This is a genomic window from Micromonospora sp. SH-82, assembly GCF_051132485.1.
Classification (GTDB): Bacteria; Actinomycetota; Actinomycetes; order Mycobacteriales; family Micromonosporaceae; genus Micromonospora.
The window spans coordinates 4644038-4658924 of record NZ_CP148049.1; the positions used below are offsets into that span (position 1 = coordinate 4644038).

The following is a 14887-nucleotide window of genomic DNA, read 5'->3' on the forward strand; positions in this document are numbered from 1 at the left end:
GCTGGAGACGTGGCCGCACCGGCCGTCACGGCGTCGCGGAGGGAGACGGTCCGGATGATCAAGACGTTGCGCCCCAGGGGCTACGACGAGGCGATCGACATCGGACACTACTTCTGCGAGGGGTTCGCCGTGGTCCTGGACCTCACCGCCCTCACCCCCGAGGCCGCCCGGTCGTTCGTCGACTTCTCCTCCGGCCTGGTGACCGGGCGTGACGGCGCGATCGAGCGGGTGGCACCGGGGGTCTTCGTCCTGCGCCCCGCTCCGGTCGAGGCACCCCAGCCCAGCGTCGCGCCGGCCTGACCGACCGCGCCACCGGACGGGAGTCGGACCGACCCGCCCGGGTGGGCACCGGCCGGACCGTGACGCAGCCACACAGCACACCCGATCGCGTCACGGCCCGGCCGACGCCCGGTTCTGGTGGACGGTCCCGTGGTCCACGCAGCTGGGCACACCAGCCGAGCGGGCACGGGAGTTCCCCGTCCTGCCCGGCGAGCCGGGCCGGCGTTCCCCGCGTACGGACCGTGGCCCGGGACGGCGTCCCCCCGTTGCGCCCCGTGGTCGGGGCCGACCCCTTCCCGTCACCGACCCCGTCGTGGACGGGGTCGGACAGGCTCGGCCACTCACACAACAGGCGTTGAGCAAGAACCGGAAACGCTCAACGCATGTTGCACGAACACTGCGAGCATACGCTCACATTCGGTAGAGGTGTCAACACCTGTTTCTTCGCCCCGGGTAACTGCCACACTGTCGTTCACGCCGCGGAGGGATGAGGTCATGGTCGAAGGACGGGACTCGGGGCGACTGCCCCCACTCGACACACTCGCGGCCCGGCTCGAGTACCTGTTCGAGAGCATCCGACCCACCTCCGAGGAGATCGGCGAGGCGGAGGCGGCGGGCCGCACCTACACCAACCGGGAGATCGCCGACAAGATCAACGCCGTAGCGGCGGAGACCGGCGTGACCATCAGCGCCGCCTACGTCGGCGAACTACGCCGGGGCGTGGCCCAGGACCCCCGGATGTCCCACATCCGTGCCCTGGCCCGCGCGTTCGGCGTCCACTCGGGATACTTCGTCGACGACGCGGCCGCCCGCCGGATCACCGAACAGATCGCCCTGCTCAGTGAGCTACGACGAATGGACGTCAGACAAGTGGCCCTGCGGCAGGTCCTCACCGACGCCGGGCTCTCCCCGACCGACACCCATCTCGTCGAACAGATGGTGGCCCGCCTGCGGGCCGTCGCCGACCAGGCCGCCACGGACCCGGCCCGACCGACCGGGGGCGGACCCGGACGGCGATGCTGATCCTCCGATGGCACAGCGCAGACGAGCGGGAGTACGCAGACGTGAAACTGCATCGACTTCGCAAACGCTGTGAACGTATCCTCACCGACCTCGGCCTACCCGAGCCGTTCGACCTGCACGAACTGTGTCGCGTCCTCGGCGAACGACGGGGACGGCCCCTGCGGCTGATGCCGATCAGCCTGCCGATGCACACCGTCTGCGGGATGTGGGTGCCCACCGGGGACTTCGACGCGATCTTCTACGAGCAGGACACCTCCGCGCTGCACCAGATGCTGATCATCGGACACGAGGTCGGACACCTGCTCGCCGGGCACCGGGCCACCGCCGTCCTCGACGCCGACGCGTCCCGGCTGCTCCTGCCCGACCTCGACCCCCAACTGGTCCGTCGGTTCCTCGGACGCAGCAACTACGACGCCGACGCCGAACGCGAGGCCGAGATGATCGGCTCGTTGCTGCTGCGGCGGACCCGCGACTCCCACGGCGACATCCCCGATCCGCCGCTGCACGCCGACCAGGCCGAGCTGTACGGCAGACTGCGCCGTTCACTGGAACACCCGGACCGGTGATGGCCGCCGCCCTCTACACCCTCTGCGCCGTCGCAGGTTGGTTCGCCTTCGGATACATGATGCAGCTGCAACGACGCCGCCCCAGCCCACCCCGGCGAGCCATCTGCGTGGCCTTCGGCGCCTTCGCCGCCGGGGTCACCCTGGCCGTGGCACCGGTGGCGGACCTCGTCGACCAGGCCACCGGCCTGCCCAACCTGGCCAAGGTCGTCTCACACGGATGCGCCCTGACCATCGCGGCGAGCGCCCAGAACATGCTGCTGCACCTCTCCCTGCCGGCCGATCGGGCGTCCGCCCGCAGTCGGCGGTGGATCTGGTTCACCGGAGCCGCCTTCGCCGTCATGGTCGCCCTGTTCGCCCACACCCTCGGCTACCCCGAACCGGTCCGGTTGACTGTCGAGTACGCCACCGACCCGGTGGTCACCGCGTACCTGCTGATCTTCATGGTGACCGGGTTCCTCGCGTACTGCGTGGACATCACCCGACTCTGCTGGCGTTTCGCCCGTATCTGCGGCCGACCGTGGCTGCGCCGGGGACTGCGGGTCACCGCCGTCGGCGCGGGCTTCGCCCTGCTCTACAGCGCCAACAAGATCGGCTACCTGCTGGTCCACCGGGCCGGGTCGCAGCCCGCCGGGGAGGAGCAGATCGCCGCGGTACTGGTGACGATCAGTGCACTGCTGATGCTCACCGGACTGACGATGCCGGCGTGGGGTCCGCTGATCGCCGTCACCCGCCGCCTCGACGACCTGCGCGCCTGGCGGCGACTCGCTCCACTCTGGCGGGACGTCGTCGCCGCTCTCCCCGAACTGGAACTCGACGACAGCCTGCGCCGACCGTTGACCGCCCTGCGGGACAGCGAGTACGCCCTGACCCGGCGGGTGGCCGAGATCCGCGACGGGCAGCTGGCCCTGCGCCCGTACCTGGACACCGCCGTCACCGCGACCGCCGGTCGTCTCGCCGACGCCGCCGGCCTGACCGGCGACGACCGGCGGGCCACAGTGGAGGCCGCGCAGCTCGCCTGCGCGCTGCGGGCCCGCCGGGCCGGCACCCCCGCCGACGACCCCCAACCCGCCGACGACCTGCACCGCCCGACAGGTGGCTACGCCGGGGAGGTCGCCTGGCTGTCCCGGGTCACCGACGCGTACGCGCACAGCCCCGTGGTGACGGCGACGCTGTCCGCGCCCGTGGCGACGGTGGGAGACTCCCAGGGATGAGGCAGCGCTACGCGAACCTGACCCGGATCCGCGCCCTCGACCCGGAACGGGACCATCTGGCCATCTACCAGACCATGCTGCGTCTGGAGTTCCCCTGGGACCTCAAACTCGGCCTCAACCTGGCCTTCACCAGGTCCTTCGCGGTGCCGGCCGTCGCCGCCGTGCACGTGGGCACCGGTGAGCTGACCGAGCGCACCCAGAAGCGCCTCGACGACACCGGACTGTTGATGTACGAACTGGTGCTCAACGGCTTCGACGATCCCCGGGGGCGGGAGGCGCTGCGCCGGATCAACCAGATCCACCGCCGGCACGCCATCCTCGCCGACCACTACCGGTACGTCCTGGCCTGTCTGGTCGTCGTCCCCACCCGGTGGCTGGACCGGTACGGGTGGCGTCGCCCCTGCTGCCACGAGCGGCAGGCCACCCACGCGTTCTACCGGGAACTCGGCCGACGGATGGGCGTCGACGCCGTCCCCGACACGTACGCCGAGTTCGAGTCGTGGTTCGACGCGTACGACGCCACCCACCTGCATCCCAACGACGATGCCGCCGCCATCGAGCGGGCCACCAGGACGCTGATGCTCACCCGGGTCCCCACCGCCCTGTCCCCCCTGGGTGACGCGCTGGTCGGTGCCGTCTACGACGGGCCGCTGCGTCGCGCCACCCGGGTCGACGACCCGCCACTGGCGGTCCGGGGCGGCCTGCACGCCGCCCTGCGGGTCCGGGCCCGGTGGCAGCGCTGGTTCGGCCGCCCCCGGACCGTCGCACTGTTCACCGACGGGATCCGCACCCGCACCTACCCCGACGGGTACGAGATCAGCCGGTTGGGCCCGGACCCCGGGGACGAGGCCACCGGCTGACCGGACCCGTGGGCCGGGGACGGTGGGTGTCAGCTCGTGACCCGGAAGGTGGCGTCGGCGCGGGCCTGCGCGTCGCCGATCGGGTCCAACCGCAGCAGGTAGCCGTAGTGCCGCAGGTACCGGTCCGGATAGCGGTACGACCGGAACGACGTCCAGGCTCCGTCGGCGAGCCCGGCGACCCGTTGGAAGGTGGCGTCTGCGGCGAAGGTCGTGCTGCCGTCGGTCGGGGCGAGGACGAGGTCGAAGCCCTCCTGTCGCAGGTAGTACCCGGGATAGTTGACCGACTCGAAGGAGACGTACGCCGAGCCGCCGGCCAGCCCCGGCCTGAGCCGGAACTGGGCGTCCTGGGCGGGGCTGACGTTGGCGTCGATCCGTACGTCGAAGTTCGCGTGACGCACGTACCGGTCCGGGTAGTTGTACGACTGGATGCGGTTCGTCGGGGCGGTGGTGCCCCACCGGGCCAACACCCGGCTCTCCTCGGCGGCGGTCAGGTTGAGAATCGAGCCGTGCCGCTTGCGGGTGCCCCCCATCCCGTAGTCCCCCCGGGTCCGGAAGTTGCCGGTGCTACCCAGATTCGTCGAGGTCACCGGCAGGTAGCCGCGCCCGGTGGCGTACTGGTCGAGCCAGAGCGTCCACTCGTCACGGCCGTTGAACCGGGCCCACATCGGACCCTCGACGACGTTCCCGCCGGTCGCCCCGTTCGAGATGCCCAGGTGGGACAGGTTGCCCAGGGTCGTCCAGGTGCCCAGCACCGAATTGGCGGCCTCGACGGTGATGTGGCCGTCGGCCGACGCCCGGTAGTACCGGTAGCCGCCCACGCTCTCGGGCACCTCGACGATCTGCGTGTCGATGATCCCCTGGGTTCCCGGGCGCTCGATGTAGAGCTGCGCCGCGGTGAAGGTACGGAAGTCGCTGGTGCGGGCGGAGTAGATCCGGTGCTTCGTCACACCGTTACGGGCGGCGTTGGTGGCCCAGTAGACGACCCAGTCACCGGTGGCCGGGTTCCAGATCGCCTCCGGCGCCCACGCGTTGCCCGCCCCGGGGATAGACCCGGCGACGTTCACCAGCCGGGGCGCGGACCAGGTCACCAGGTCGGTCGACTCCCACACCACGAGCGACGTGCTACCCCGGTTCGCCGCATCGTTCCAGGAGGTCCCGCTGGCGATGCGCAGATCGGTCGCGACGATCCAGTAGCGGTCCCCGGCCGGGGAGCGGACCAGCGCGGGGTCCCGGACCCCCCGGGTGCCGACGGTGGAGAGCAGGACCGGTGCTCCGCCGTTGAGGTCCCGCCAGTTCAGTCCGTCCTGGCTGTGGGCGAGGTAGATCTGCTCTCCGGTGGCCGACTCCCCGGTGAAGTGGGCCATCAGGTAACCGGTGAAGGGGCCCACGGCAGCGGTCGCCGACGTTCGGGAGATCGCCGCCGACGAGGCGAAGACCAGGCAGGCCAGCACGAGCACCACGCCCAGACGGGCCGGACCTCTCACCATCACGGACTCCTACGGCTCGGTGACGACGCTCGGAACAGGACACGTGTGAGCGTTCACATCCTCGCCGCAGACAACGAGACATGTCAATGGCTCAGATTCTGGCGGCACCTCGACCCGGCCGGCCCACCGACGGGGACGTCGCTCATGCCGACCGACGGCGGCTCCGGCCCACCCGGTCTGCGACCGACTGCTCCACCGCCGCGAACCTTTCCCGTACGGCCTGCTCCTCGGGGTGTCGAGCCCGGCCGAGTACGTCGTTGCCCTCTCGGCAGCGAGCCAGCGCTCCTGCCGGATCACCGGTCTGCACCAGGATCTCGGCAAGCACCGCGAGCGCCCGGGACCACTGCAACGGGTCGGCGCTCTCCTCCCCGAACGCCACAGCGAGGATCGCGTCTCCCATTGCCCGATGCGGCTGCCCCAGCAACGAGTGAGCCTGGGCGGTCACGGCCAGGGCCTCGCAGCGCAGCGCTTCGTCCGCCACCCGGTCGTGCAGGTCCAGCGACACCCGCGCCTCTGCGAGCGCGTCCAGCGGACGGTCCGCCCGCAGGCTGAGCGCGGCGAGCCGAACGTGTCCGAGGCTGCGTCCGCGCAGCGACCCGGCGCGTTCCGACACCGTGAGTGCCTGTCGGTGGTACTCGACGGCTCGCTCCCACTGTCCGATCTGCTGGTACGCATCCCCGAGGTGCTGTAGGGAGGAGGCCTCGCCGGACGGGTTGCCCGTCTGTCGACAGGCTTCGAGCACCCGCTCGAAGATGTGCACCGCCGAGGCCGTCGCCCCGTCTCGGAGGTTGATCGCCGCCAGATTGTGCAGACAGATCAACTCCGCGTCGGCCCGACCGGCCTGTCTGGCGAGTTGCAACGCGGCATGGAACAGCCGCCCGGCCCTGCGGTTGTCGCGGATCGCGAAGTAGGTCGCCCCGAGGTTGATGTGGCTGCCGATGCGGCCCTCCTCGTGACCGTCCGCCGTGGCCGCCTCGACGGCGAGTCGCAACATGTCCAGCACGTCCCCCTGACGTCCGTGCCGGTCGAGCACCTCGTGCAGGATCCCGACGAGCTGCCAGGCATGGCGATGCAGGCCCTCGGCCATCGCGGCACGGACGACGGCGAGCAGATTGGCTCGTTCCGTGGCACACCAGCGCATCGCCTCGGTACCGGTCGTGAAGCTCGTGGTTCTCGCCGTGCCCGTCACCGGCAGATCGGGAACCGGTGGACGCCCCGGCTCCACCAGCCGAACGGCCGCCACCGCGGTCAGCAGATACCAGTCGAGCAATCGGTGCAGCGCCGCCCGCCGCAGTTCGGCGGTGTCCTCGACGTGAGCCAGGTCGACGGCGAACTTGCGCAGCAGGTCGTGCACTCGGTACCGACGGACCGTGTCGTGGTTGAGCAGGTGGGCCTGGGCCAGCCGGTCCAGCGCTCCACCCACCTGGTCGACCTCGGTGTCGACCAGGGCCGCCGCTGCGTCCACGCTGACGGTCACCCCCGGGAAGAGTCCCAGGAGGCGGAACACTCGCCGGGGCAACGGGGCGAGGCCGTTGAGCGACCAGGCGAAGACGGATCGAAGACTCGCCTCGTCGGCGTCGTCGTTCTCCCCGTCGAGCAGCCGGGTGGCCAGTTCGTCGGCGAGGTCGGCAAGCGGTGCCCGGGGCCGGGAGACCACATGTTCCCCGATCACCCGCAGCGCGAGTGGCAAGCCTGCGGCGAGTCGCCCGAGTTCCCGGAGCGCCTGGGGCTGCCCGTCGACACGATTCGCGCCGATGATCTGGCTCAGGAGAGCCCGACACTCCGAGTCGGGCAGCGGGGCCAGCGTACGACTGCGGATGCCGTCACGGATGGTCAGTCCCCTCAACCGGTCTCGACTCGTGATGACTGTCAGAACGGTGTCGGATCGCGGAATGAGTCGACGCGCCTGATCCGAGTCGACCACGTTGTCCAGCACCACCAGGGCGCGCCTGCCCGCCAGGCGTCGGTGGTACTCCTCCCGCCGCTGGTCCGTGTCCACCGGCAGTCGCTCGGCGGGAACCCCGAGCGCGATGAGGAGTCGGCCCAGCGCCTCACCGATGTCCACCGGTGGGAAGCGGCCGTTGCCCATGGCGTTGAGATACAGCTGCCCGTCCGGAAACCAATCGCGTCGCTGATGCCCCCAATGCGCAGCGAGAGTACTCTTTCCGACCCCTGGCATCCCGGTCAGGACAATGACCTTGGAAGCTCCTTTCTGCTGCGCGATCGAATCGAGTTCCGACATCAGATCGGCATGCCCACTGAAGTCGGATATATCATTCGGCAACTGCCGTGGAGGTGCCACCAACGAAGCGACCTGGCCGCCCGCTGCCCCATTCTTGGTGGCGTCTGCGACGGAGGTCGACAGGAACGGCGAAAAGTCGATCACTGGATCGGCGCGGATCGCGTGGCGGTAACGTCGGCAGAAGGCTGCAGCGAAGACCCTGGCGTCCTGACCACGGTCAGCAGCCCGAAGCGCGGAGGCCCAGAGCCAGGCCAACTGCTCGTCGAGTTGATTGTCGAGGACCAGTCGGTCGAGCCGCGTCAGGACGTGATGGTGACGGCCGATGGCCAACTCGTTCTCGGCAAGGAACTTCTGTGCGTCGAGAAGCTTCGCCTGCATCTCCTGTCGCAGGAGCTCACCACGAGCGCCGTGCAGGTCGGCGAGGGGCTCGTCGCGCCAGAGCTGCACCGCATCCGTCAGCAGCGCCACGCAGTCCTCGCGCCGCCCCTGTTCGGCTGCGCTACGGGCGGCTGCGGCCAGACGCTGGAAACGGTGATAGTCGACCGTTTCCGGATCGATGTCGAGTCGGTACGCCCCCGTGGCGGGTACGCGTACCAACGCAGTGGAGAGCTGTGAGGCGCGTAGCGCCGATCGAAGGCGACTGGCAAGGGTGTGCAGAAGAGGGCGACAGGACCGTACCGGCCGGTCGTTCCATAGAAATTCCACGAGGCTCTCCACCCGCACCGACTCACCGACGTGATAGAGGAGAACCGCGAGCAACCCCCGCTGCTTCGTCGTACCCAAGGGGACCGCCTGCCCGCCGACCGTGTGCCCGGTGGGTCCGAGGATGGTGAACTCCATGCGCGCCCCCCGTTGGCAGTCGACGAACCGATCGTTCGATTCTGTTTGATGGGATGCAAAGCTCCAACCCCCCTACCCAGAGTCGAAAATCAGACATTCCACTGCCAAGAGGGTTGCAAGGAATTCGCAAGGGTCTCGCATCGTGATCCACACCGACCTCGCCGAGGCTGTCCCGAGACAGCACACGAGGAGGCCCGGAATGAGTGTCAGCGAATGGACGAATGCCCCGATAGGCATCGATGCGGGGCGCTGGGTGTCACGGTCTGGATGTCGCACCGTCCTGGTCGTGGCACATTCGATCGTCAGCTGCCACCGGCTGCTCGACGTCATCGGACAGATCGAGTCGGATCAGCGGATCCAGGTGGTGTTCACCGTCGGGCCGGACGCCTTCAACAAGCACGTCGAGCGGTACCTCAACAGCATCGGCGCCCTGGTGGTCCCCTGGCTCCAGGCCGTCCGCGAACGGTTCGACCTCGCGGTCGCGGCATCGTACGGAGGGCTGCACCAGCTACACGCCCCGCTGTTGGTCATGGCGCACGGCGCCGGCCACGGCAAACGGGTGCGACCCGGCCGCCACGGAGGACCGAAGATCAGCGAGCCGCCGGTGTACGGCTTGGACGCCCAACGCCTGGTCCACGGAGGCCGGGTGCTGCCCACCGCTCTCGCCCTCGCGCACGACCACGAACTCGACGTGCTGCGACGGCAGTGCCCGGAGGCGCTCGACGTCGCCGTGGTCGTCGGCGACCCCTGTCTCGACCGACTCGTCGCGAGCCTGCCCTCGCGCCGTCGGTACCGGCGCCACCTGGGTATCGCCGACGGGGAGAGCCTCGTCGTCGTCACCTCCACCTGGGGACCAGATGGCTTGTTCGGGCGTTGGCCTGATCTTCTCCCGCTGCTGATGACCGAACTGTCCGGCAGTCGCCATCGCGTCGCCGCGTTGCTGCACCCCGCCGTCTGGGATGCCCACGGGCACCGCCAGGTCCGTTCCTGGCTGCAGGACTGTCGGGAGGCAGGGCTGCTCCTGCCCGACCCGACCGTCGACTGGCGCAGTCTCGTCGTGGCCGCCGACCGGATCATCGGGGACCACGGGTCGGTCACCGCGTACGCCGGGGCAGTGGGACGCCCGGTGCTGCTACCGCCGGACGACCGGATCCCGATCGCAGAGGGCACGGCCCAGGATCTGATCCGCACCGCCGCGGGCCGCCTGGACCTGCACCGGGCCCTGGGTCCGCAGTTGGAGTCGGTGCCGGCGATCGACCGGCAGGCCGTGGCGGGCGCCATCACCACTCGTGCCGGCCGAGCCTCGGTGCTGCTGCGGCGAACCATGTACCGCCTGCTCCGACTCCCTGAGCCAGGACGGCACCGCCAGATCGAACCCCTGCCACCGCCGGTCCCCCGTCGATGGGGGGTCGAAGGATGACCACCGGACCCCTCATCGTGACGCTTCTTCCCCCGGATGCGTCCTCACCGGCAGCCCGGATCGCGGACGTCCTGATCACCGTCGTCGACGGTCGTCCCGCCGCCGATCTGTGCAGCGAACTCCTGGAGTCGTTCCCCGGCCTGGCGGTGGCGGTGGTCGCCACCTCGCAGGGTTGGATCAGCGTGGCCGGCCGGGGCGGAGCACCGTTCGAACTCGGCCGGCTGCGTCCTCCGTCCCGACCCGACCCTCGCCTGCTCCGCCGGCTGGCGGACCTGCTCTACCCACAGTGGGTGGCGGGGACGACCTTACGAACGACGCCCCACCCGCCACCGCTACTGCCCGGAGACCTCGCCGAGTTCGTCGATCCGACGGGTCACCGAACCCAGTCTCGGCGACCCCAGGGACTCGAAGACGGCCGCCGCCGCCGACAGGTTCTTCCGTGCGACCACGACGTCCCCCCTGACCAGGGCGATACGGCCGAGCAGGTCGAGTGCCTCCGCCCGCTCGTGCAGCGAACCCAGGTCGGTCATCCGCTCGACCGCTGCGGCTGCGTTCTGCTCGGCCAGGTCGAGATCACCGAGGCCGAGGTACGCGTCGGCCAGGGCGATGAGCACCCGCGCACCGTTGTACGGGTCGACCCGGTCGAGGGTGGCGAGATGTCGTCGGGCCTCGGCGAGGACCTCGAGTGCCTCCCCCGGCCGACCCGCCTTGATCAAGGCGGAACCCAGGTTCAGTAAGGTCAGGGCGGTACTCCGCTGGTCGGACAGCTCCCGTCGACCGGCAAGCACCCTGCGGTACGTCTCGGTCGCCTGCTGGTGGCGACCGTCTTCCAGGTGGAGCGTGGCGAGCCCCTCCTCGGCGTCCAGCTCGCCCTGAACGTCACCCGCGTCGCGGTAGCGGTCGGCAGCAGCTCGACCGTGCCGCTGCGCGGCCTCCCGATCGCCCAGCCGGTCACAGACTCTGCTGAGCCGCTTGAGCATGTCCGCCTCGGCCCACACGTTTCCCCAGGCGCGGGCCGCCTTCACCCCCCGTTCGTCGATCTCCAACCGATCGCGGTACAGCTTGGCGTGGAGCAACAACGGCCACATCACGTCACTGAGGTGCCAGGCGAGTTCGTGAGCACCGAATGCGAAGGCGGTCCGCCCTGCGGCCAGCAGGTTCACCCGCTCACTCTCCAGCCAGGTGAGCGCCTGCGCGCGGGTGGCCGGGGTGGGTACGTCGCCCAGCGACTGCCGGTCGACGTATGGCAGTCGTCGCCGGTACGGGGTGACGACCAGGTCGGCCCGGTGGGCGGCGGCGAGGTAGAACTCCAGCATCGCGTACACGGCTGCTTGCCGGTACTCCACCTCGTCGGTGGTCTCGGCGAGCGCCCGGGCGTGCAGGCGCAGGAGGTCGTGGAAACGGAACCGGTCCTCGGCGACCTCCTCCAGGAGGCTGGCCTCCAGCAACTCCCCCAACAGCTCCTCGGCATCGACACCGTCGAACCGCGCCGGTGTGCTCAGTCCACGCAGGAGAGCGAGGCTGAAGTCGGTGCCGGGATGCAGAGCCAGGGTCCGATACAGCGCGGCGGCACCGGTCGACAGGGACCGGTAGGAGGAGTCGAACACCGATCTGACGGAGGCGTCCGCCGCCGACAGACGGGTCAGCCGCTGCGTCTCGTCGAGGAGCTCGGTGGCCAGTCGGCCCACGGACAGGCGTGGTCGTGCCGCCAGTCGACCCGCCACGAGAGTGAGTGCGATCGGCAGGCCGCCGCAGATCCGCACCAGCTGCTCGGCGGCGTCGCTCTCCTCGGCGATCCGATGTCTGCCCACCGTTCGGGTCAGCAGCGCAACCGACGTGGCGGACGGCAGCGGGCCGACGTCGAGCAGGGTGGCGCCGTCCGGCAGCAGTCCGGTCAGACGACGTCGACTGGTCACCAGCACCGTCGAGGCCGAAGCCGGAACGAGGGGGCGGACCTGGGCGGCGCTACCGGCGTCGTCGAGCACCACCAACAGGGGGCGCTCGGCCGTGACCGTCCGGTAGAGGGCCGCCTGCTCCGCCAGGGACGGCGGGATCCGCTGCGCGGACACGCCCAGCGCCCGGAGGAACGCTGTCAACGCCTGCCCGGGGTCGAGGGGCTCGTCGTCACTGAAACCTTGGAGGTCGGCGTAGAGCTGACCGCCGTCGAACCTGCCCTTGGCACCGTGAGCCCACCGTCGGGCCAGTGCCGACTTGCCGACGCCGCCCGGTCCACACAGCACCACGATGGCACTCTCGCCCTGGGCGACCACATCATCGATCGCGGCGAGATCGATTTCCCGGTCGACGAACTTGCTCGACATGGCCGGCAACTGCCGGGGAGTCGATCTGTCCGTATCCGATGGTGCATGGAAATGGATCCCCCCATTCACCGCCCCAGCCTGCACACTGGGACCGTAGACCGTTCCGGAAAGGTCACTGGAAACTCCACCGCCCGGAATCCGACCCTTCATGAGGCCCTCATCGCCCATTTCTAAAACCCCCCGGGGGACAGTGCGGTGCCTATTCCTTCAGAATCGAATATCACCCTGCACGTCGCGTGCCTGCACGACTTTTTCAGCGGAACCGCTGAAGCTGTTCGAGACATCACCCTGAACAGCGGAGATCTCGGTACCCGGCACGCGACGCCAACCCTCCTCGACGACCTGCGCAAAGTCGGGGTCCCGCGTCATGACGGACTCCAGTGCTGCAGCAAGTTCCATAGTCCGCCATCGCTGCTGTGGATTATCTGTCACCGCCTCCAACGCCGCCGCGCCCTCCGACTCGGAGGCGAATCTGTTTCGCACCAGACGAAACAGTGTCGAAAGGGCGTCCCGACCTCCGGAAGCCACCAGCTCGGCACCCTTCGTTGCAAATGCAGTAGCTACGGCAAGGGAGAGAGGATCCATTGCAACGCCCCCAACCACGATGTTTCAGCGGTCAACGTTCTGTGTAGACAGATGCCGATCCAGCACCTCACAGATCGTACCTTCCGCCGAGATTGAGCGAAACCCTGGGCAGTTGCCGAGAATTGTCCGCGCCCGGGGCGCCGACAATGAGTACATGAACGCCAGTTCACGCCATGCGGGCGAACCGACGATCCAGAAGGGGCTAAAAAGTACATTCACTGTGAATACGTCATACGTAGTGAAAGCGCCAAAAAGCCGCAGTAAAGCTTGGATGAGAGCCGATTTCGGCTTCGTCCTTGAATTGTGTATTCTCCCGCAGTGAATCTTGATCACTGGTTCGTGGCACACGACATCACCTCTTCCATCCTCGAACTCTGGATGAAGTGGGTGTGACCTGCAGCATCGCACAATTGTTCACGGGTAGTAACGATTCCAGAGCCAGCGAGTGACGAGCAGAATGGAATCGACTTCGAAGTAGTCCATTCGCAGTCAGTCACGGCGCGGACACAGTCGGGCAACAGAGCCCAGCCCCACGTTGCACCGACCCCAGCACGGCAGGCCTCACTACCGTGCGATTCACGTCAGGCAGAATCCGGCCGGCCACCCCACTGCGGGTGGCCGGCCGACTGACTCTGGCGCCACCAACCGCAGACCACCTTCGGCAGGGCAGCCGGCGGGGTGTCGCGCGTACGCCCCGGCAGCGGCCGGCGTCCATCGACGCCCGATGGCCGCCCGCCGGAAACGGGCGTTACGAGAACGTTACCCGTCGATGGCATGACTCGTGTTGACCATCACCGATGTGAGCGCTAACACTAGGCCGGGGGACGACGTCCGGCTGGTCGACAGCATCCGGTCCTGGGGAAGGAACAAGGCTGTGAGCAGGAAACTCTTTGCCGCACTCGGTGGTGTCGCGCTCGCCCTGAGCATGGTGGCCTGTAGCGGGGACGGCGCCGGTGGTGGCGGTGACACCAGCGACAAGAAGCCCTCGGAGCTGACCATCGGGGTCTCGATGCCGACCCAGACCTCGGAACGGTGGATCGCCGACGGCAACGCGGTCAGGGAGAAGCTGGAGGCCAAGGGATACAAGGTCGACCTCCAGTACGCCGGGGACGACATCCCGACCCAGTCGCAGCAGGTCGACCAGATGATCACTCGCGGGGCGGACGTCCTCGTCGTCGCGGCGATCGACGGCACCGCCCTGAGCGGGCAGCTCCAGGCCGCCTCGGAGGCGGGCATCCCGGTGGTCTCCTACGACCGGCTGATCCTCAACAGCCCGCACGTCGACTTCTACGTCAGTTTCGACAACTACAAGGTCGGCGTCGCCCAGGGCACCGCCCTGCTCACCGGGCTGGGCCTGCTGAACAAGGACGGCTCGAAGGGCAACGCCACCGGGCCGTTCAACGTGGAGATCTTCGCCGGGTCGCTCGACGACAACAACACCCAGTACTTCTTCAACGGGGCGATGGAGACCCTCAAGCCGTTCGTCGACGACAAGTCGCTCGTGGTGAAGTCCGGGCAGACCCGCATCGAACAGGCGGCGATCCTGCGGTGGCAGCAGGAGCCCGCGCAGAAGCGGATGGAGGACCTGCTCACCTCGGCCTACCGGGACGGTACGCAGGTACACGGGGTCCTGTCGCCGTACGACGGCATCTCCCGGGGCATCATCACCGCGCTGCAGAACGACGGGTACGGGACCTCGGCCAAGCCGGTTCCGGTGGTCACCGGGCAGGACGCCGAGATCGCCTCGGTCAAGCTGATCGACATGGGGGTCCAGGGTTCCACTGTCTTCAAGGACACCCGGCAGCTCGCGGAGCGGGCGGTCATCGCCGCGGAGTCGTTCCTCCAGGACAAGACGCCCGAGGCCAACGACACCACCACCTACGACAACAAGGTCAAGGTGGTCCCCGCGTACCTCCTGCCGATCCAGACCGTCTACAAGGAGGACATCAAGTCCGCGCTCGTCGACTCCGGCTACTGGACGGCCGAGGAGGTCGCCGCCGGGCAGGCCAAGGGCTGAGCCCACCACGGGCCGCCGTCGACGGTCCGCCGCCCC

General features: G+C 69.0%; 11 protein-coding genes. 7 read left to right on the top strand and 4 right to left on the bottom strand.

Annotation, left to right across the window (positions count from 1 at the left end; translation table 11 throughout):
* The first annotated feature begins 54 nt into the window (after nucleotides 1-54).
* From sepF to WHN02_RS20705, 5 genes are all read left to right on the top strand, one after another.
* Nucleotides 55-300 carry a cell division protein SepF gene (sepF, locus tag WHN02_RS20685; protein WP_434740355.1) on the top strand — a complete coding sequence of 82 codons (246 nt, stop codon included), beginning with the start codon at nucleotides 55-57 and terminating at the stop codon, nucleotides 298-300.
* 474 nt (nucleotides 301-774) lie between these two features.
* Nucleotides 775-1302 (top strand): hypothetical protein, encoded by a 528-nt coding sequence (locus WHN02_RS20690; protein ID WP_434740356.1) that lies wholly within the window; start codon nucleotides 775-777, stop codon nucleotides 1300-1302.
* Between the two features lie 41 nt (nucleotides 1303-1343).
* Entirely contained in the window at nucleotides 1344-1868 is a 525-nt protein-coding gene (locus tag WHN02_RS20695) for a hypothetical protein (RefSeq protein ID WP_434740357.1), read from the top strand.
* Nucleotides 1868-3079, top strand: coding sequence for an MAB_1171c family putative transporter (locus WHN02_RS20700; RefSeq protein WP_434740358.1), 1212 nt, complete (start codon nucleotides 1868-1870; stop codon nucleotides 3077-3079). The genes WHN02_RS20695 and WHN02_RS20700 overlap by 1 nt, the downstream gene beginning before the upstream one ends.
* On the top strand, nucleotides 3076-3939 hold the full coding sequence (locus tag WHN02_RS20705; protein ID WP_434740359.1) for an oxygenase MpaB family protein: 864 nt from the start codon (nucleotides 3076-3078) through the stop codon (nucleotides 3937-3939). Before WHN02_RS20700 ends, WHN02_RS20705 begins: the two co-directional genes overlap by 4 nt.
* Before the next feature lie 29 nt (nucleotides 3940-3968).
* Here the strand turns inward: WHN02_RS20705 and WHN02_RS20710 are convergent, their stop codons facing one another.
* Nucleotides 3969-5426, bottom strand: coding sequence for a glycoside hydrolase family 43 protein (locus WHN02_RS20710; protein ID WP_434740360.1), 1458 nt, complete (start codon nucleotides 5424-5426; stop codon nucleotides 3969-3971).
* 142 nt (nucleotides 5427-5568) lie between these two features.
* Nucleotides 5569-8508, bottom strand: a complete 2940-nt coding sequence (locus tag WHN02_RS20715; protein ID WP_434740361.1) for an AfsR/SARP family transcriptional regulator — start codon at nucleotides 8506-8508, stop codon at nucleotides 5569-5571.
* A 286-nt stretch (nucleotides 8509-8794) separates the two neighbouring features.
* Here WHN02_RS20715 and WHN02_RS20720 point away from each other — a divergent pair, with 286 nt between their 5' ends.
* Nucleotides 8795-9928 (top strand): hypothetical protein, encoded by a 1134-nt coding sequence (locus WHN02_RS20720; RefSeq protein ID WP_434740362.1) that lies wholly within the window; start codon nucleotides 8795-8797, stop codon nucleotides 9926-9928.
* 332 nt (nucleotides 9929-10260) lie between these two features.
* Here WHN02_RS20720 and WHN02_RS20725 read toward each other — a convergent pair whose 3' ends face one another.
* On the bottom strand, nucleotides 10261-12249 hold the full coding sequence (locus tag WHN02_RS20725; RefSeq protein ID WP_434740363.1) for a tetratricopeptide repeat protein: 1989 nt from the start codon (nucleotides 12247-12249) through the stop codon (nucleotides 10261-10263).
* A gap of 207 nt (nucleotides 12250-12456) precedes the next feature.
* Entirely contained in the window at nucleotides 12457-12834 is a 378-nt protein-coding gene (locus WHN02_RS20730; protein ID WP_434740364.1) for a hypothetical protein, read from the bottom strand.
* A gap of 874 nt (nucleotides 12835-13708) precedes the next feature.
* Here WHN02_RS20730 and chvE point away from each other — a divergent pair.
* Nucleotides 13709-14851 carry a multiple monosaccharide ABC transporter substrate-binding protein gene (chvE, locus tag WHN02_RS20735; protein WP_434740365.1) on the top strand — a complete coding sequence of 381 codons (1143 nt, stop codon included), beginning with the start codon at nucleotides 13709-13711 and terminating at the stop codon, nucleotides 14849-14851.
* Nucleotides 14852-14887: the final 36 nt, after the last annotated feature.

Coding starts and splice junctions, on each gene's coding strand:
- WHN02_RS20715 (WP_434740361.1), bottom strand. CDS start 8,508: ATGGAGTTCACCATCCTCGGACCCACCGGGCACACGGTCGGCGGGCAG.
- WHN02_RS20710 (WP_434740360.1), bottom strand. CDS start 5,426: ATGGTGAGAGGTCCGGCCCGTCTGGGCGTGGTGCTCGTGCTGGCCTGC.
- WHN02_RS20690 (WP_434740356.1), top strand. CDS start 775: ATGGTCGAAGGACGGGACTCGGGGCGACTGCCCCCACTCGACACACTC.
- WHN02_RS20705 (WP_434740359.1), top strand. CDS start 3,076: ATGAGGCAGCGCTACGCGAACCTGACCCGGATCCGCGCCCTCGACCCG.
- sepF (WP_434740355.1), top strand. CDS start 55: ATGATCAAGACGTTGCGCCCCAGGGGCTACGACGAGGCGATCGACATC.
- WHN02_RS20730 (WP_434740364.1), bottom strand. CDS start 12,834: ATGGATCCTCTCTCCCTTGCCGTAGCTACTGCATTTGCAACGAAGGGT.
- WHN02_RS20700 (WP_434740358.1), top strand. CDS start 1,868: ATGGCCGCCGCCCTCTACACCCTCTGCGCCGTCGCAGGTTGGTTCGCC.
- WHN02_RS20725 (WP_434740363.1), bottom strand. CDS start 12,249: ATGTCGAGCAAGTTCGTCGACCGGGAAATCGATCTCGCCGCGATCGAT.